This is a genomic window from Mucilaginibacter litoreus, assembly GCF_042676805.1.
Taxonomy (GTDB): domain Bacteria; phylum Bacteroidota; class Bacteroidia; order Sphingobacteriales; family Sphingobacteriaceae; genus Mucilaginibacter; species Mucilaginibacter litoreus.
This window is the reverse complement of sequence record NZ_JBHTHZ010000009.1, coordinates 15,989-32,158: the sequence shown is the minus strand read 5'-3', so window position 1 is coordinate 32,158 and position 16,170 is coordinate 15,989. Positions and strand designations below refer to the sequence as shown.

Sequence of the window (16,170 nt, the reverse complement as noted above, 5' to 3'; positions counted from 1 at the left end):
TTTTCGCCTCACCATCACGGTTCAGCTTTTATTATCTTCGGCCGTTGCGGCCTCAAACTTTCAATCTTTTTTTTCTTCGCAAACCATCGTGGTCCGCTGTTTTCTTTGTTTTGCTTCAGCTAAGAAGCGGCTGCAAAGGTAAGCATCTTTTGTATTCGTGTCAAGCCTTTTTTTTAACTTTTTTTCAGGACCCTTTCAAACCCCTCAAACACGCTTCCTTCTTTCACTCCCCCCTCCTTCCGGTCTCCCTTCTGGCGGGCTGCAAAGGTGCAAAAAATTTAGCTTATCGCAAACTTATTTTTTAAAATTTCGCTTGCTTTATTTTCAGAGAACATCCCGCTATCTCGTTTGCGGGCTGCAAAGGTAAGCAGCTTTTTTACTTTTGCAAATGGTTTTGTATAAATATGCATAACTGTTAACTTAATACATTGAAATTGAGCTATAAAAATTTATCGAGGTGTCTTTAAAACGCCTTTCGGGCCTCTCCTCATCCAAACCAATAAAGAGGAACCGTGTATACTTATTTCAGACTTCCGAGCAGAGGAAGAAAACTACTCACCCCGACTACGCTATCGCTGGTCGACCCTCTCTGCTGCGCAAAGAGGGTAAAAAAGGCATATTTAATGAACATACGCTCTTTCCGTTTGCGGAGAAAGTGAATAGTTAAGCGGCAACAATGACCGGGTGAGCCAGCCAGCGTTAGGGATATTAGCGGATACCGGCTTGTGGCTAATGCCTGGAGGAGTATGAGCGGATAGCCCGGGCCGAAGGCAACGCCATGGTTAATTATTGACTATTGATGATTATGGTATAGATACAGAAGTTCTCAATACAGGCCACTGATCATTCAGCTACAATATACCGTAAAAATTCCTTTCTGTTTATTCACCTTATTTATATTACTTAGCCCTTCGTTGCGGATGATCCATGATTCCTGATAGCATGATGGAGGCACTTAATTAATATGTTCATCACCCAACTATAAATACCTACCATTATATTGTATACATTAATTACAATATGCCCGGGCCATATCGTTTTCAATAAACACTATCAACAGCAAATCAACGTTAAAAGATGTTAAATTGAAGTACCCTTATATTATACTGATGAAACCCTGCCTATATTTACCCGCTAAATAAATAATTGACTGATTTATAATATTCAACTATCTTTGCAAAATGTTTAAAAAACAACTATCCATTATTTCGGGCTTGATGCTTGCTTTACTTATTACGCTTAACGGTTGTAAAAGCGAATATGATAAGTTAAAGGCAAGTAATGACAACCTGAAAAAATACCAGGAAGCTGTTAAGTACTATAATAAGAAAGATTATAACAAAGCGTTGGGTTTATTTGAGGATCTGGCCACACGCTATCGCGGCAGAACAGGGTCTGAGGACCTGTTTTATTATTATGCTTATACCAATTACAGGCTTAAGGATTATACCTCTGCAAGGTATCACTTTAAGACCTTTGCGGATACTTATCCATCTGACCCGCGCGCGGAGGAATGCCGGTTTATAGCAGCGTATTGCTTTTACCTTGATTCGCCTATCTACTCGCTGGATCAGGAAAACACTACAAAGGCTATAGAATCGTTACAGTTGTTTATTAACTTATATCCTAAAAGCGACCGTGTAACAGAGGCCAGTAAACTGATACAAAACCTGCGCGACAAGCTGGAGCAAAAAGCTTATGCTAACGCTAAGTTATATTTGACTATAGGCGATTACCAGGCCGCAGTAATTGCATTTAACAATACGCTGCGCGATTATCCGGATACTAAATATGCCGAAGAACTTGAGTTTTTAACTATACGCGCGCAATATGAGTATGCAAAAATAAGCAGGGAAAACAGGCAGGAAGAGCGTTTTGAACAAACGATTACCTATGCTGAACAGTTTGAAGAAAAATACCCGGAAAGCAAATTTGTAAAAGATGCACGTGATTATGTTAAAGATAGCCGCAGTGGTATTGAGCGTGCAAAACGCGTGATGGCCGAAGCTGCGGTTGACCCTAAAAAGGCTGAAAAAATTGCTAAGAAAGATACAACCAATACCGGCGAACCGCCATCAATTAAAGACAGGAATAACCAAAAAATTCCATAAGATATATATTAACAATATAAAGATATGAGCGCAAATAACACAAATAAACCAGCAGTAGCTAACAGCACCATAACACGCGACCTGCGTGAGTTGGATGTTAAAACAGAAAACATCTACGAATCGCTGGTGATTATGGCAAAACGTGCCAACCAGATATCAAACAACATTAAAGAAGAGCTGCATCAGAAACTTTCTGAGTTTGCATCATCAAATGATAACCTGGAAGAGGTTTTTGAAAACCGCGAGCAGATAGAGATCTCTAAACATTACGAAAAACTACCTAAACCTACATTAGTAGCTGTACAGGAGTTTTTAGATAACAAGATCTACTACCGTAACCCGGCTAAAGAAGCAAGAGAGCAATAATAATAGCTTTGCTTAAAAGTACTAAACCCTTGTCATTTACTGATAAGGGTTTTTTTGTTGCTATTGCTTTAGTATAAATCAGATTGGTTATCAGGCTATGACTTAGACGCTGACACAAAAAAGCAACAGTAACAACATTACTTAAACCTTGGCTTATTTATATATTTGAAAAATAATCCTGTCAGGGATTGCAGAATAACCATGCTTGAAGGTAAAAATGTTTTATTAGGCGTTTGCGGCAGCATCGCGGCTTACAAATCGGCAGCATTAGTAAGGTTGCTTGTTAAAGCCGGCGCTGATGTGCAGGTGGTGATGACGCCAGACAGCACAAACTTTATTACGCCGCTTACACTATCTACCCTTTCTAAAAATCCGGTTTACCATGAATATTTTAAACCGGAAACAGGCGAATGGAATAATCATGTTGAACTTGGGCTTTGGGCTGATATTATGCTGATTGCACCTGCAAGCGCCAACACTATGGCAAAAATGGCCAGTGGGCTGGTAGATAACCTGCTTACTGCTGTATACCTCTCTGCCAAATGCCCCGTATACTTTGCGCCGGCAATGGATCTGGATATGTGGAAACATGATGCTACGCAGGATAATATCAACCAGCTAAAATCTTTTGGCAACATTTTGATACCACCGGGTAACGGCGAACTGGCGAGTGGACTGCATGGCGAAGGCCGTATGGCCGAGCCGGAAGAGATCGTAGCATTTTTGCAGGCTGATATCAAAAAAGGCCTGCCGTTAGTCAATAAGAAAGTACTGGTGACTGCCGGCCCTACACACGAAGCCATAGACCCTGTACGCTTTATCAGCAATCATTCATCTGGTAAAATGGGGTTTGCCCTGGCTGATGAATTAGCTTCATTAGGTGCTGATGTTATCCTGATTGCCGGCCCAACTGTGCAATTAAGTAAGTATAAAAGCATCAGGCGTATTGATGTTTTAAGTGCCGCTGATATGCTGGATGCATGTTTAGCGCATTTTGAAACCTCGGATGCCTGCATCATGTGCGCTGCAGTAGCCGATTATACCCCGACCATTGTTGCAAATAAAAAGATAAAAAAGAACGAAAGTTATTTTAATATCGAACTAAAGAAAACCACCGATATATTAAAAACCTTAGGTACTCAAAAACGCAGCGGACAGGTTTTGGTAGGCTTTGCCCTTGAGACCAATAATGAAGAAGACAACGCTATTGAAAAGCTAAGAAAAAAGAACCTTGATCTGATAGTGCTTAACTCTTTGAATGATGCTGGTGCAGGCTTTAAAAATGATACCAATAAAGTAACTTTAATAGATAATGCATTAAATAAAACCGTTTTTGAGTTAAAAAGCAAAACCGAGGTGGCGCGGGATATTTGTGTTAAAGTAATTGATCTGATAAATAAATGAAAAGGCTGATCACTGTTACGGCATTACTTTTATGCTGCATTTCTATAAACGCACAGGATTTAAACGCGCGTGTAAAAGTTGTTGCGCCTAAAATACAGATCACCAATAAACGCATATTGCAAACCCTGGAAACGGCCATGAAGGATTTTTTAAATGGCCGCAAGTGGACAACCGATGTAATTGCGCCCAATGAAAGGATTGAGTGCAATTTTGTTTTGAATGTTACCAGTTGGGATGGCAGCAGTAACTTTACCGGCGAATTACAGGTACAATCATCAAGGCCGGTATATAACTCCGCATATACTACCACACTGCTTAATATTAATGACCGTGATTTTGATTTTAGCTACGCGGAAGGGCAAACCATTGATTACAGCGACCAAAATTTTCAAAGTAACCTTAGCTCGGTAATGGCCTTTTATGCCTACATGATAGTTGGGATGGATTACGATTCTTTTTCAAGATATGGAGGCACACCTTATTTTCTAAAAGCGCAAACTGTATCTATCAACGCTCAAACCTCTTCATACAAGGGCTGGAAAGCATTTGATAACAACCTGAACCGTTACTGGCTGGCCGAAAACTTAAATAATAAACTTTATAACAACCTGCGCGAGTTTATTTACAATTATCACCGCAATGGGTTAGATGCAATGGCCGATAATCCTTCAAAAGCCCGTAAATACATCGGTAGCCTGCTGCCTGTTTTGAATCAGGTTGACCGTAAACGCCTTGGATCCTATTTCCCTTTGGCTTTTTTTACTGCCAAAAACGCTGAATTGGTTTCCATATTCAGCGCGGCATCGGCCCAGGATAAAATAAACGCTATGAATATCCTTTCGGCTGCAGACCCTGCTAATGGAAACAAGTACCAGTCGCTCAGCGGCAGATAATTAAGTCTTGCGTAATATCGCCCTGTCTATATAAAAGGTACCGAACGGCACTATACAAGCCAGTAATACTTTTGTGGTTACGCTACGTTTCCAGTGTTGCTCCACCCCTACGCTTACAGTATTTATAATAAACAGCAAAAACAAGGTACCATGCACTGGCCCCAATGCTTTTACAAGGTCGGGGTTGTGGCCTATATACTTAACGGGTACAGCAACAAATAATAATATAAGCAGGGATATCCCTTCCAGGAAAGCGATGATGCGTAAGCGGCCAATGTTGGTTGACAAGATTGTTTTCATAAAAGTTTAACTATTTTATATAAGATTTAACCTATACCATGCAGATAAGGCCTTTGAGCAAGCGGTGAAAACGGCCATGGTATGGCCATTAAAATAATAAATAAGGCCATGCCAAACCATATTAATATGGTCTTAAACTTTGCATGATCAGTAGGTTTACGTTTTGCCATTGCAGAACCAATGGTAATGATGGTAACAGCCAACAACATCATGGCCAGATGCACAACCCCAAAGAAAAAGGGTTGAGTTACATGACCATTAATAGTTACTGTTTTAAAAGAAAGAACAGCATTAGGGCTTTGTGTATACAAAAGCATGCCTATCACCAGTTGTATATGCGCTATGGTTGCCGTCCAATGCCTTAACCGGTTATCCGTTTTAGTAAAAATACGTTTTGCATAAACACCCGTATATGCCTTATAAATTGCCAGCAACAGGCTGAATAAAACAAACCAGCGAATCAGCGAGTGAAGTGTAAGTAAGATATTATACATAATGTTCATAAAACATACCATTAAGTATGTTATTTTTTAAATTTTTTTATCCCAAATTTTCCAGGTAATTCTTAAGCTCCTGCAGGTAAATAGCGTAACAAGCAGACCCCATTGCTTTACCCATATTGCGTATGCCACTATAGCCGGCTACTATAAAGCAGGCAGCGTGTGCGGCGTTAACATCAGCCCTGATGTCACCTGTGATTTTGCCCTGTTCAATGCTTTTCATGATAGCTTCCTGCCATTTATTTGTGAGTTTTAACAGCGCATCCTTAAACCCACTGTTAAGCGGCGACATCTCATCAATCAAATTTACAGCCGGGCACCCGTATTTGGCTCTTAAAAAAGGTACTTTAAGTAATACATTCCGCATCATCTGATGTATTTCCTTTTTAGGATCCTTCGAGTTAAGCAAGGGCTCGACCAACGCAGCGTACATGCCCGGATACAGTACTTCGTTAATCATAGCCAATCCCATTTCATCCTTATTTTTAAAGTGATAGAAGAAAGCGCCTTTGGTAACCTGCGTAGTGGCCAGGATGTTATCTATACTGGTTGCCTGGTACCCTTTGCGGTAAATCAACTCAAATGATTTTTGTAAAATAGTAGTACGGGTCTGCTCAGCTTTAGACATTATAAAAAGATACCAATTGGTATGTTTCACAAACATACATTAAAAACTTTTAGCATGAACATTTTTTTATTTTTCATAAAGTATAAAATTTCATCACCCTCATCTGCGTTTATCAACCATTAAGTATCTTTATCCTCTTAAAACGTTATACAAAACCATGAACAAACGGTGGATTTTAAAAGATCCGGCATCACCGGAAATCATACAAAAACTATCTGCCGAATTAAATATCAGCGCTGTTTTGGCCGGCACGCTTGCGCAACGCGGCGTAAAAGACTTTGAAGAGGCCCGGTACTTTTTCCGACCCAATGAGCTGCATTTGCATGACCCTTTCCTGATGAAGGATATGGAAAAGGCGATCAACCGGATAAATGCCGCCATAAGCGCCAACGAAAAAATATTGATTTACGGGGACTATGATGTGGATGGTACCACCTCAGTTGCCCTTGTTTACAGCTTTTTTAAAAAACTGCACAGTAACATTGATTATTACATACCAGACAGGTATAAAGAGGGCTATGGTATATCGTTACAGGGTATTGACTATGCTGCACAAAATGGGTTCAGCCTGATCATTGCACTGGACTGCGGAATAAAATCTGTTGACAAGGTTGATTATGCCAATAGCCTGGGTGTTGATTTCATCATCTGCGACCACCACTTACCCGGCAATGAATTACCTGCGGCAGTTGCCTTATTAGATCCTAAACGCCCGGATTGCGACTATCCTTACAAAGAATTGTCCGGTTGCGGCATTGGTTTTAAACTGATACAAGCCTATGCGGAAGTGCATGGCTTACCATTTGAAAGCGTGGCTGAGTACCTTGATCTGGTAGCTATTAGTATTGCATGCGATATCGTTCATGTAACCGGCGAAAACCGTGTATTGGCCAATCTGGGCCTCAAAAAAATAAATGAAAGCCCCTGTATAGGCGTTAAAATGCTGATGGAAGTAGCAGGTAAAAATTGCGATTATAGCATATCTGATGTCGTCTTTCTGTTAGGACCACGCATCAACGCCGCCGGGCGGATAGATGATGCCAAACACGCGGTGGAACTTTTGATAGCCTGCCACGAACATGAAGCCCGTGAAAAAGGCGACATGATCAACCTGCACAATGTTGAACGCAAAGGCCACGACCAGCAGATAACCGACCAGGCGCTGAGCATTATTGAAAGCGATGAAGAATTGATTGCCCGCAAAACCACTGTTGTTTTTAACGAAAACTGGCATAAGGGCGTAATAGGCATTGTAGCATCGCGGCTTACCGAAAAATATTACCGCCCCACTGTTGTATTAACCAGGTCTAACGGCCATGTGGCAGGCTCCGCCCGCTCGGTGGTTGGGTTTGATTTGTATGAGGCGCTTTGCGGCTGCAGCGACCTGCTCATTCAGTTTGGCGGTCATAAATATGCAGCGGGCCTTACTATGGAACCAGAAAAAGTGCCTGCCTTTATGGCAAAATTTGAAGAAGTAGTAGGCGCTACCATACCCGATGAACTACTGGTGCAACAAATAGTTATCGATGCGGAGATCGATTTTTCAGACATCGACTCCAAGTTTTTCAGGATACTCAACCAGTTTGCCCCCTTCGGGCCCGAGAATATGGCGCCGGTATTCCTTACCAAAAATGTGTATGTTAGCGGCGCTGCCAGCCTGGTAGGCACTAATCATGTTAAAATGTTTGTGATGCAGCCGGGGGGCCCATCTTTCAGTTGTATAGCGTTTAACCAGGGGCATTTGCTCCCTCAGCTGAAAAACGGCGTGCCTTTTGATATTTGTTACGTTATTGAAGAAAACATCTGGCGCGAACAACGCAGTATACAGCTAAACATAAAAGGGATCAGATTTAATTAACCTGACCAATTTGCTTTACTTTTTAAGTTTTTTAATATAAATGATATTACGCGCAGAACATCTTATAAAGAAGTATAAACAGCGAACCGTTGTTAACGATGTTACTTTTAATGTATCGCAAGGTGAGATTGTTGGTTTGCTTGGCCCTAACGGTGCCGGTAAAACCACCTCTTTTTATATGATAGTTGGTTTGATAAAACCTAACGAGGGAAAAATTTTTCTGAATGACGAAGAAATAACAACCGACCCGATGTACCGTCGCGCCCAGAAAGGTGTTGGCTACCTGGCCCAGGAGCCCTCTGTTTTCCGTAAGCTTTCTGTAGAAGATAACATTAAGGCGGTACTGGAAATGGGCCCCATGAGCAAGGAAAAGCAAAGAGATAAGCTGGAAGAGTTGATAGATGAGTTCAGTTTGCATAAAGTACGTAAAAACCGCGGCGACCTTTTATCAGGAGGCGAACGCCGCCGTACGGAAATTGCCCGTGCCCTTGCAGCTGAACCGAACTTTATACTGCTTGATGAGCCCTTTGCCGGTGTTGACCCAATAGCTGTTGAAGAGATACAAAGCATGGTAGCTAAACTAAAGCACCGCAACATTGGCATCCTGATTACCGACCATAACGTGCAGGAAACGCTTTCTATAACCGACAGGGCTTACCTGCTTTTTGAAGGCAAGATACTGGAATCCGGCGTACCGGAGGTATTGGCTGAAAACGAAATGGTAAGAAAAGTTTATTTAGGGGCAAACTTTGTGTTAAAAAGAAAGGTTTTTCCTCAAAAATAATATATTTGGATAAGAGCGGCAGCATTGTTGCACAATAGTTATCCGCCACCAATTAAACCAAAGTATGACGCTAATTAACTCTGTTTTTACCTGGTTCATGAAAAAGCGCATTCACCAGATTGAGCTTTTTATGAAATATCCTAACGAGGTGCAGGAAGAGTGGTTCGAGCAATTGATATCCGGCGCCGAAAACACCGAATGGGGTAAACAGCATGGCTATAAAAGCATCGAAAACCTTGCCCAGTTTAAGGAGCGTGTACCTATACAAACCTATGACAGCTTAAAACCTTATATAGAGCGCATGCTCAAAGGCGAACAAAATGTGTTATGGCCTTCAGAGATCCGCTGGTTCGCCAAATCATCAGGCACTACTAACGACAGAAGCAAATTTATCCCCGTAAGTGAGGAATCTTTAGAGGAATGTCACTTTAAAGGCGGTAAGGATATGCTTACCCTGTACTTTAATAACCGGCCCAACGCCCGCATCTTTACAGGTAAAAGCCTCACGCTTGGCGGAAGCCATCAGGTTGGGCAGCTGAATGCCGATACCTTTTTTGGCGATCTTTCGGCAGTTATCATGAAAAACCTTCCCTTATGGGCCGAGTTTTACCGCACGCCGCACCTGGATATTGCCCTGCTGGAAAACTTTGAAGAAAAGATTGAAAAAATGGCGTACGCCACCAAAGATGTAAATGTAACCAGCATCAGCGGCGTACCTACCTGGAACATCCTGTTGTTTAAACGCATATTAGAGATCACCGGCAAAAATAATCTATTGGAAGTTTGGCCTAACCTGGAGCTGTACTTTCATGGCGCGGTGAACTTTACTCCCTACCGCGAGCAGTTTCGCAAACTGGTGCCAAAGGATGATATGTACTACCTGGAAACTTACAATGCATCTGAAGGTTTTTTTGGCATACAGGACCAGGAACAGCCCGGCGAAATGTTGCTGATGCTTGATTATGGTATTTTTTACGAATTTTTGCCTTTGGAGTTCCTTAACGATCCCTATGCACAAACCCTGACGCTTGATGAGGTTGAGTTGAACAAAAATTATGCGCTTATTATCAGTACAAATGCCGGCCTGTGGCGATATATGATAGGCGATACTGTAAAATTTACATCACTCGCTCCGTTCAGGATACAGATAACCGGCCGGACAAAACATTACATTAATGCTTTTGGCGAAGAGGTGATCATAGATAATGCCGAAAGGGCCCTTGCCGAAGCATGCATGCAAACCGGCGCCATCGTGCGCGATTATACGGCTGCGCCGGTGTATTTTAGTGATAACGACTGCGGCGCGCACGAATGGCTGATAGAGTTTGAAAAACGGCCGGCAGAATTTGAGCGCTTTGTTGACCTTTTGGATGAAACCTTACGCAAAGTGAACTCCGACTATGACGCCAAACGCTTTAAAGACATGGCGCTGCGCAGGCCGGTGGTAAAAGCCGTTGCACCAAATACCTTTTTTAACTGGATGAAATGCCGTGGAAAGATTGGCGGGCAGCATAAAGTACCCCGCCTGGCAAATACACGTGAATATGTTGACTCCATACTTAACATGGCCGCTGTTGCAAGCAATAACTAATTACCTGTTTATGTAGCGTTTAGCAATATTATAACGTAATGTTTGCAAACCACTTAAACATGAAAAGATTTTTATTTATAGCATTTTCATGCCTGGCATTTTGTTCATGCAAAAAAGATAGCAGCCCGATTTAGGATAGCGTGTTTGGCACGTGGGAATTGCGGGCTTATTCTACAGGCTGGTCACCTTTTCAGCACTTTGCTCCCGGCAATGGTGATAAATATGTTTTTAAAGCCGATAGTACTTATGTTAAATACAAAGATAACGCCATGGAAAAGCAAGGCAGGTTTTCCATCAATATCAGGGGGAAGGAAGGCAGCATGAAATATGGAACAATAAGCTTAACCAATCCTGATTATAGTGATGCCTTTAGCATAAAGGGCGATACCATAAACATCGGTACATCTGTAGCCGATGGCCCAACTGCTCAGTACGTCAGGATAAATTATTAACGGTCATAAAAATTCTGACGGCTTCAACAGCCTCCTTAACATCATGCACCCTCAGGATATTGGCGCCTTTCATAAGCGCGATGGTGTTAAGGGCAGTGGTTCCGTTCAGGGCGTTTTCTGCTGTGGTTCCTAACAATCCATAGATCATCTTTTTGCGCGAGATACCTGCTAAAACAGGCAACTGCAAGCGCTCAAACTCCTCCATGCGTTTCATCAGTCCGTAGCTGTGTTCTGCTTTTTTTGCAAATCCAAAACCCGGATCTATGATCACGTCATGTACCCCGGCCTGGTTTAATGCATATATCTTTTTTAGAAAATAACTGTATACCTCATTAAAAACATCATCATAATGCGCCTGTTGCTGCATGTTTTGGGGCGTACCTTTCATGTGCATTAAAATATAGGGCACCTGCAGGCGCGCCACCGTTGTAAACATATTACCATCAAGCTCTCCGCCCGAAATATCGTTAATGATATGCGCTCCGGCCTTAATTGCAGCCTCGGCAACACCTGCCCTGAAAGTATCTATGGATACCACCGCATCCCGAAAGTTTTTTGCTATGGCCTCCACTACGGGCAACAAACGGTTGGTTTCCTCTTCTGCAGATATGTCCGCAGCACCCGGGCGGGATGAATATGCACCAATATCTAAAAACGTTGCGCCTTCGGCAATCATTTTTTCTGCCTGCTGCAAAGCTTCATCTATGCCGGTTTTCCGGCTACCGGCATAAAAAGAATCTGGCGTAATGTTAATAATGCCCATCACCTTTGGTGTATCAAGGTCGATCAATTTGCCGCGGGCGTTTATCGTTGCCTTTTTCCGAAAAAATGTATCTTTAGCCACGTTATCAATATCAAGGATGGCAAAGTTAATAATTTGTGCTTTCCTGATAAGTTATATCTGTGGATAGCGTTCAACTACAGCAATTAAAGTGAGCAATACAGCAAAAGAGTTCGACGAGGTAATAAACGTTTGTAAAGGTCTTTTCATGAAAAAGACCCGCGACTATGGTACTGCCTGGCGCATTTTAAGGCCGGAGTCTATAACCGACCAGATTTTTATAAAGGCACAGCGTATACGCACACTCGAGGAAAAGCAAATATCAAAGGTTGGCGATGACATCAGCGGTGAATACATAGGCATTGTTAATTACTGCGTGATAGCCATGATGCAACTGGATTGCGGCTTTGAAACCCCGATGGAGTTGGATGCCGATGAGGTTGAAAAGATGTTTGATGGCAAAGTGAAGGAAACCAAAGACCTGATGTTTGCCAAAAACCACGATTATGGCGAGGCCTGGCGCGATATGCGCATCAGCTCGCTTACTGATCTGATATTGATGAAGCTTTTGCGGGTAAAACAGATAGAAGATAACAAAGGCCAAACGCTGGCATCAGAGGGCGTAAAGGCCAATTACCAGGATATGCTTAACTATGCTGTGTTTGCTTTGATTAAACTGGGGGTACAATGAAGAACGGACTGGTATGGTTTTGCAGGATAGCCGTTGGCTTATTATTTATCTTTTCCGGATTGATAAAAGCTAACGACCCGCTTGGCTTTTCCTATAAACTGGAAGAATATTTTGAGGTGTTTCATTTAACCTCGCTAAATAGCCTTGCCTTAAGCTTAGCTATCATTCTGTGCGCGCTTGAAATGATCTTAGGGTTCGCCCTGCTTATTGGTGCCCGTGCCATACAGGTTGTATGGGGCTTACTGCTCCTCATTATTTTCTTTGCGTTCCTTACCTTTTATTCGGCTTACTTTAAGGTTGTGCAAACCTGCGGCTGCTTTGGCGATGCTATTCCGCTCACGCCATGGCAATCTTTTACCAAGGACCTTATACTGCTGCTTTTAGTGCTTGTACTATTTGTTAACCGCAAAAGCATTAAACCCTTGCTGGGCAAAAAAGCAGGCGACAACGCCATTATAGCGGCTACCGTAGTTTCGGTTGGATTTGGTTTGTATACTTACAATTTTTCACCTGTGGTGGATTTTTTGCCTTATAAAATAGGCGCAAATATTTTAGAGGAGATGAAGATACCGCCCGGCGCTCAGCCCGACGAGTATGAACTTACCTATACGCTCAGGAACAAGAAAACTAAAGAAGCAAAAGTGATGAGCGATAAGCTGTACATGAGCAGCGGTATCTGGAAAGACACCAACTGGGAGGTAAAGGGTAATCCTGAGAGCCGGCTGGTGAAAAAAGGCTTTGAGCCAAAAATACGCGACCTGAATGTACAGGATGCGCAAGGAAACAACTATAACCAGGAATTGCTTAGCAGCCCGTTTTATAGCCTGCTGATAGTAGCCTGGAACCTGGAAAACACCAACCTGGATGCCATAGCAAAGTCTAACGCATTAGCAGCTAACCTCATTGAGAACTACAATACCCGGGTTATTTTCCTTACTTCAAACGCGCCGGAACAAGCCCAGAAGTTTGCAAAAGACAATAAGCTGGTAAGCGAAGTATTTTATGCCGATGGTGTGCCGCTAAAAACAATGGTACGCGCTAACCCGGGAATTATACTGCTTAAAAACGGTACCGTGATTAATAAATGGCATTTTCACAACATGCCCAAATATGAAGACTTAGTTAAAGATTACTTACGCAAGCAATGAGCCTTATTTTTTTGGTAGGTTTTATGGGGTGCGGTAAAACCACGATGGGCCGCAAACTATCAGCAGCGCTGGACTACCCTTTCATCGATCTGGACCATCAGTTTGAAGAGCAAACAGGCATGCGCATTGCCGATTATTTTGCCGCCCATGGCGAAGAAGAATTCCGTAATTTGGAATCCCGCATACTGAAAGAAACCGAATATCCCGAAAATGCCGTAGTATCAACCGGTGGAGGATTGCCCTGCTTTTTTGATAACATGGACTGGATGAACAGCCACGGCAAAACCGTGTACATGAAACTTACCCCTAAAATGCTGGCATCGCGCCTGGAAAACGCAAAAACACCCCGGCCGGTACTGCAGGGCAAAAAAGGACAGGAACTGGTTGATTTTATTGAAAGCAAACTCGCCGATCGTGAACCTTTTTACAGCAAAGCATCAGTAATAGCCCAGAGCTACGTTGATTTGACGCCCGAAAATATTTTGTATTTGCTGAGTACGCTTAATAAATAGCTTATCTAAGATAGACGGCATCCTCCTGCCCTGCTTCGTTAAGCACTACGTCAATATGCTGTTTGATCACTGTTGATAGGGCTATACCGGCATAATCGGTAGTAACCGGGAAGTTCTTATGGTTACGGTCAACCAGCACAACTGTACGCAGTTTCTTCAGGGGGACGTCTAAAAATATACCAAAGCCATAGGCCAGGGTTTTACCGCTGTTCAGCACATCATCAACCAGTACAATTACCTTGTTGCTGCACTCCTGCACATCAAAATTGGTTTTTGCCTGCAGTTTGCTGCTTTCTTTTTCAAGTTCAATGGTAAGCAGGCGGGTTTCAAAGGGCGCTATTTTATCAAGCATTACTTTAAGCCTTTCTGCCACATGGTTACCCCGGGGCAATATGCCGGCAATAAGCACTTCCTGCTCATCAAAATTATCCTCCAGTATCTGGTATGCAATACGGTCTATTTTCTGCTGTATCTGCTGGCTGGTAAGTATGAGGATCTTTTTATCAGGCATGGTAATATATGTTGACTTAACGGGATAAATATAAACCTAAAATTTATTTACCGTACGGATAATACACAAAATTAGCCCCTTCAGGCACAACCACAAACAGGCACATGTATTCGTTCGGGTTTTTATAACTGCTAAGGAAACGTTCTTTTAGCTCGGGTTTGATAATACCTCGTTCTACAAACTCTTCAATAGTTGATGCCTGTATGCTCCACTCGGTGTTCAGCTCATCTCGGTTCAATATCATTTCGCCAAGCTTTACCTCGTGCTGATGTGCCACAAATATGGGGTTGGCAGATAAACCTTCCACCATTATCTCTATGGCAACCTCCTTAATGGATTCGTTATAAAATTTAAGGTCGCGCTCTAAACTTACCAGCGGACTTTCCTTCTTTTTTTCAGGTTCGCTCTGGCCGCGGTTCTCATTAAATAATTCCTCGGTATTCATTTCTCCTCCTCGTTATTGCCGGGCGATTGCGGCTTGGTTGTTTTAGGGTTAAAACGTGGTTTAAAACCAAGTTTTGGTACAGCTTCAGTATCCTTCTCAATGTTTTTTACTTCATTGGTATCTGCTGGTTCATCTTCTGTTGGGGCAGGTGACTCAGTTGCTGTCCCCGGTATTTCATCAGGTTTTGGCGCAACCATTTTCATATTGAAACGCGGCTTAAACCCGGCGGGCTTTGATGCTGTTTGCTCCGGCACGTCCGCCTGTTCGGTATTTGCAGGCGGCTCAGGGTTTCCAGGCTCCTTATCAGTATCTTCAACCGGCTTTGCCCCCATGGTTTTGGCATTGAACCGCGGCTTAAACCCGGCGGGCTTTGGTGCAGGCGCTTCAACCGGCGCATCCGGCTTTTCGGTATTTACAGGCTCGGAGTTTCCAGGCTCCTTACCAGTATCTTCAACCGGCTTTGCCGCCATAGTTTTGGCATTAAAACGCGGCTTAAAACCAGCTGGCTTTGGTGCAGCAGCCTGCTCAGCTTCATCAGTTGCAGCCTCTCTCTCAGGCTCGGTGCCCGGGGGGTTATCCTGTTCAAACTCTTTGGTTTGAGGGGCCTTGCCCTGCGCCATCTTCATGTTAAAGCGCGGTTTAAAGCCCGTACCCAGCGTGGTTGGCGGCGCATCTTCTTTAGCTTCACCATCAGTGTTTCTTGGCATCTGGTCGGCCTGCTGCTGCATTTCCGCCTTTTGCTGTTCAAAAGCTGGGGCCTCATGCTTAGCGGCAGCTTCGTTAGCTTCGGGCGTAACGGCAGCCGCATCTTTTTCAGGCAGATCTTTTTTATCGCTGGCGGTGTCTGCCGGTTTACTACCCATGCCGGCTTTAAACCTTGGCTTAAAGCCAACAGACGGTGCCGGGGCGGCCTCAGCTAATGCCGCGGTGATGGTTTGCTCGGCAAGTTTATTTTCTATGATAACTTTTTCCACCTTAACCTCGGGCGCAAGGTAATACTGCAGGCGCAGCTTGTTGAACCAGTATTTTTTAGTATGGTCGAAGCTTTTTTCGCCCATCTTTTCAAAGTGATCTTTAAATTCAGAAAACAAGCCGGGTTGCGCCGCTTGCAGCGCCATCAGGTCAATCTTCTTCTTTTTAAAAAACTCCTCGAAAGTCATTTTAGTTAGATATGAGATGTGAGATTTGAGATATG

The 16,170-nt window shown here is 43.1% G+C and carries 18 protein-coding genes; 11 read left to right on the top strand and 7 right to left on the bottom strand.

Features of this window, described 5'->3' with window-relative positions:
* Positions 1 to 1,181 precede the first annotated feature (1,181 nt).
* From ACFQZX_RS11765 to porD, 4 genes are all read left to right on the top strand, one after another.
* Positions 1,182 to 2,111: an outer membrane protein assembly factor BamD gene (locus ACFQZX_RS11765; RefSeq protein WP_377115436.1), complete on the top strand. Its 930-nt coding sequence runs from the start codon at positions 1,182 to 1,184 to the stop codon at positions 2,109 to 2,111.
* Between the two features lie 24 nt (positions 2,112 to 2,135).
* The gene (locus ACFQZX_RS11760) at positions 2,136 to 2,477 is read left to right on the top strand and encodes a DNA-directed RNA polymerase subunit omega (protein WP_377115434.1); all 342 of its coding nucleotides are present in this window, start codon (positions 2,136 to 2,138) and stop codon (positions 2,475 to 2,477) included.
* Positions 2,478 to 2,678: 201 nt separating this feature from the next.
* A complete protein-coding gene (gene coaBC / locus ACFQZX_RS11755) occupies positions 2,679 to 3,881 on the top strand; it encodes a bifunctional phosphopantothenoylcysteine decarboxylase/phosphopantothenate--cysteine ligase CoaBC (RefSeq protein ID WP_377115432.1) in 1,203 nt (400 codons plus the stop codon).
* On the top strand, positions 3,878 to 4,774 hold the full coding sequence (porD, locus tag ACFQZX_RS11750; RefSeq protein ID WP_377115429.1) for a type IX secretion system protein PorD: 897 nt from the start codon (positions 3,878 to 3,880) through the stop codon (positions 4,772 to 4,774). The genes coaBC and porD overlap by 4 nt, the downstream gene beginning before the upstream one ends.
* Here the strand turns inward: porD and ACFQZX_RS11745 are convergent, their stop codons facing one another.
* Genes ACFQZX_RS11745 through ACFQZX_RS11735 form a run of 3 tightly spaced genes read right to left on the bottom strand, consistent with a single transcriptional unit; the run spans position 4,775 to position 6,202 of the window.
* Complete coding sequence (locus tag ACFQZX_RS11745; protein ID WP_377115426.1) at positions 4,775 to 5,074, bottom strand: DUF3817 domain-containing protein; 300 nt, start codon at positions 5,072 to 5,074, stop codon at positions 4,775 to 4,777.
* A gap of 26 nt (positions 5,075 to 5,100) precedes the next feature.
* Positions 5,101 to 5,568, bottom strand: a complete 468-nt coding sequence (locus tag ACFQZX_RS11740) for a hypothetical protein (RefSeq protein WP_377115424.1) — start codon at positions 5,566 to 5,568, stop codon at positions 5,101 to 5,103.
* 46 nt (positions 5,569 to 5,614) lie between these two features.
* A complete protein-coding gene (locus tag ACFQZX_RS11735; RefSeq protein ID WP_377115421.1) occupies positions 5,615 to 6,202 on the bottom strand; it encodes a TetR/AcrR family transcriptional regulator in 588 nt (195 codons plus the stop codon).
* Positions 6,203 to 6,359: 157 nt separating this feature from the next.
* Here ACFQZX_RS11735 and recJ point away from each other — a divergent pair, with 157 nt between their 5' ends.
* The 4 genes from recJ to ACFQZX_RS11715 all read left to right on the top strand — a co-directional run bounded on the left by recJ (position 6,360) and on the right by ACFQZX_RS11715 (position 10,887).
* Positions 6,360 to 8,060, top strand: a complete 1,701-nt coding sequence (gene recJ, locus ACFQZX_RS11730) for a single-stranded-DNA-specific exonuclease RecJ (protein WP_377115418.1) — start codon at positions 6,360 to 6,362, stop codon at positions 8,058 to 8,060.
* 40 nt (positions 8,061 to 8,100) lie between these two features.
* Entirely contained in the window at positions 8,101 to 8,844 is a 744-nt protein-coding gene (lptB, locus tag ACFQZX_RS11725; protein WP_377115415.1) for an LPS export ABC transporter ATP-binding protein, read from the top strand.
* 64 nt (positions 8,845 to 8,908) lie between these two features.
* Positions 8,909 to 10,435 carry a GH3 auxin-responsive promoter family protein gene (locus ACFQZX_RS11720; RefSeq protein ID WP_377115412.1) on the top strand — a complete coding sequence of 509 codons (1,527 nt, stop codon included), beginning with the start codon at positions 8,909 to 8,911 and terminating at the stop codon, positions 10,433 to 10,435.
* 140 nt (positions 10,436 to 10,575) lie between these two features.
* Positions 10,576 to 10,887 (top strand): hypothetical protein, encoded by a 312-nt coding sequence (locus ACFQZX_RS11715; protein WP_377115409.1) that lies wholly within the window; start codon positions 10,576 to 10,578, stop codon positions 10,885 to 10,887.
* Here ACFQZX_RS11715 and folP read toward each other — a convergent pair.
* Positions 10,871 to 11,731: a dihydropteroate synthase gene (gene folP / locus ACFQZX_RS11710; protein WP_377115406.1), complete on the bottom strand. Its 861-nt coding sequence runs from the start codon at positions 11,729 to 11,731 to the stop codon at positions 10,871 to 10,873. The genes ACFQZX_RS11715 and folP overlap by 17 nt on opposite strands.
* Before the next feature lie 145 nt (positions 11,732 to 11,876).
* Here folP and ACFQZX_RS11705 point away from each other — a divergent pair, with 145 nt between their 5' ends.
* The 3 genes from ACFQZX_RS11705 to ACFQZX_RS11695 are packed head-to-tail and all read left to right on the top strand — an operon-like array spanning position 11,877 to position 14,019.
* Positions 11,877 to 12,359: a DUF1599 domain-containing protein gene (locus ACFQZX_RS11705; protein ID WP_377115439.1), complete on the top strand. Its 483-nt coding sequence runs from the start codon at positions 11,877 to 11,879 to the stop codon at positions 12,357 to 12,359.
* Positions 12,356 to 13,507, top strand: coding sequence for a BT_3928 family protein (locus ACFQZX_RS11700; RefSeq protein ID WP_377115403.1), 1,152 nt, complete (start codon positions 12,356 to 12,358; stop codon positions 13,505 to 13,507). Before ACFQZX_RS11705 ends, ACFQZX_RS11700 begins: the two co-directional genes overlap by 4 nt.
* The gene (locus tag ACFQZX_RS11695) at positions 13,504 to 14,019 is read left to right on the top strand and encodes a shikimate kinase (RefSeq protein WP_377115400.1); all 516 of its coding nucleotides are present in this window, start codon (positions 13,504 to 13,506) and stop codon (positions 14,017 to 14,019) included. Before ACFQZX_RS11700 ends, ACFQZX_RS11695 begins: the two co-directional genes overlap by 4 nt.
* A gap of 1 nt (position 14,020) precedes the next feature.
* Here the strand turns inward: ACFQZX_RS11695 and ACFQZX_RS11690 are convergent, their stop codons facing one another.
* Genes ACFQZX_RS11690 through ACFQZX_RS11680 form a run of 3 tightly spaced genes read right to left on the bottom strand, consistent with a single transcriptional unit; the run spans position 14,021 to position 16,135 of the window.
* Positions 14,021 to 14,530 (bottom strand): phosphoribosyltransferase family protein, encoded by a 510-nt coding sequence (locus ACFQZX_RS11690; protein ID WP_377115397.1) that lies wholly within the window; start codon positions 14,528 to 14,530, stop codon positions 14,021 to 14,023.
* Positions 14,531 to 14,573: 43 nt separating this feature from the next.
* Entirely contained in the window at positions 14,574 to 14,975 is a 402-nt protein-coding gene (locus ACFQZX_RS11685; protein WP_377115394.1) for a hypothetical protein, read from the bottom strand.
* Positions 14,972 to 16,135 carry a hypothetical protein gene (locus ACFQZX_RS11680; protein WP_377115391.1) on the bottom strand — a complete coding sequence of 388 codons (1,164 nt, stop codon included), beginning with the start codon at positions 16,133 to 16,135 and terminating at the stop codon, positions 14,972 to 14,974. The genes ACFQZX_RS11685 and ACFQZX_RS11680 overlap by 4 nt, the downstream gene beginning before the upstream one ends.
* Positions 16,136 to 16,170 lie beyond the last annotated feature (35 nt).

Bases quoted from the DNA above. Each gene is read 5' to 3' on its own strand.
- ACFQZX_RS11765 (WP_377115436.1), top strand. From the start codon at position 1,182: ATGTTTAAAAAACAACTATCCATTATTTCGGGCTTGATGCTTGCTTTA.
- ACFQZX_RS11760 (WP_377115434.1), top strand. From the start codon at position 2,136: ATGAGCGCAAATAACACAAATAAACCAGCAGTAGCTAACAGCACCATA.
- coaBC (WP_377115432.1), top strand. From the start codon at position 2,679: ATGCTTGAAGGTAAAAATGTTTTATTAGGCGTTTGCGGCAGCATCGCG.
- porD (WP_377115429.1), top strand. From the start codon at position 3,878: ATGAAAAGGCTGATCACTGTTACGGCATTACTTTTATGCTGCATTTCT.
- ACFQZX_RS11745 (WP_377115426.1), bottom strand. From the start codon at position 5,074: ATGAAAACAATCTTGTCAACCAACATTGGCCGCTTACGCATCATCGCT.
- ACFQZX_RS11740 (WP_377115424.1), bottom strand. From the start codon at position 5,568: ATGTATAATATCTTACTTACACTTCACTCGCTGATTCGCTGGTTTGTT.
- ACFQZX_RS11735 (WP_377115421.1), bottom strand. From the start codon at position 6,202: ATGTCTAAAGCTGAGCAGACCCGTACTACTATTTTACAAAAATCATTT.
- recJ (WP_377115418.1), top strand. From the start codon at position 6,360: ATGAACAAACGGTGGATTTTAAAAGATCCGGCATCACCGGAAATCATA.
- lptB (WP_377115415.1), top strand. From the start codon at position 8,101: ATGATATTACGCGCAGAACATCTTATAAAGAAGTATAAACAGCGAACC.
- ACFQZX_RS11720 (WP_377115412.1), top strand. From the start codon at position 8,909: ATGACGCTAATTAACTCTGTTTTTACCTGGTTCATGAAAAAGCGCATT.
- ACFQZX_RS11705 (WP_377115439.1), top strand. From the start codon at position 11,877: ATGAAAAAGACCCGCGACTATGGTACTGCCTGGCGCATTTTAAGGCCG.
- ACFQZX_RS11700 (WP_377115403.1), top strand. From the start codon at position 12,356: ATGAAGAACGGACTGGTATGGTTTTGCAGGATAGCCGTTGGCTTATTA.
- ACFQZX_RS11695 (WP_377115400.1), top strand. From the start codon at position 13,504: ATGAGCCTTATTTTTTTGGTAGGTTTTATGGGGTGCGGTAAAACCACG.
- ACFQZX_RS11690 (WP_377115397.1), bottom strand. From the start codon at position 14,530: ATGCCTGATAAAAAGATCCTCATACTTACCAGCCAGCAGATACAGCAG.
- ACFQZX_RS11685 (WP_377115394.1), bottom strand. From the start codon at position 14,975: ATGAATACCGAGGAATTATTTAATGAGAACCGCGGCCAGAGCGAACCT.
- ACFQZX_RS11680 (WP_377115391.1), bottom strand. From the start codon at position 16,135: ATGACTTTCGAGGAGTTTTTTAAAAAGAAGAAGATTGACCTGATGGCG.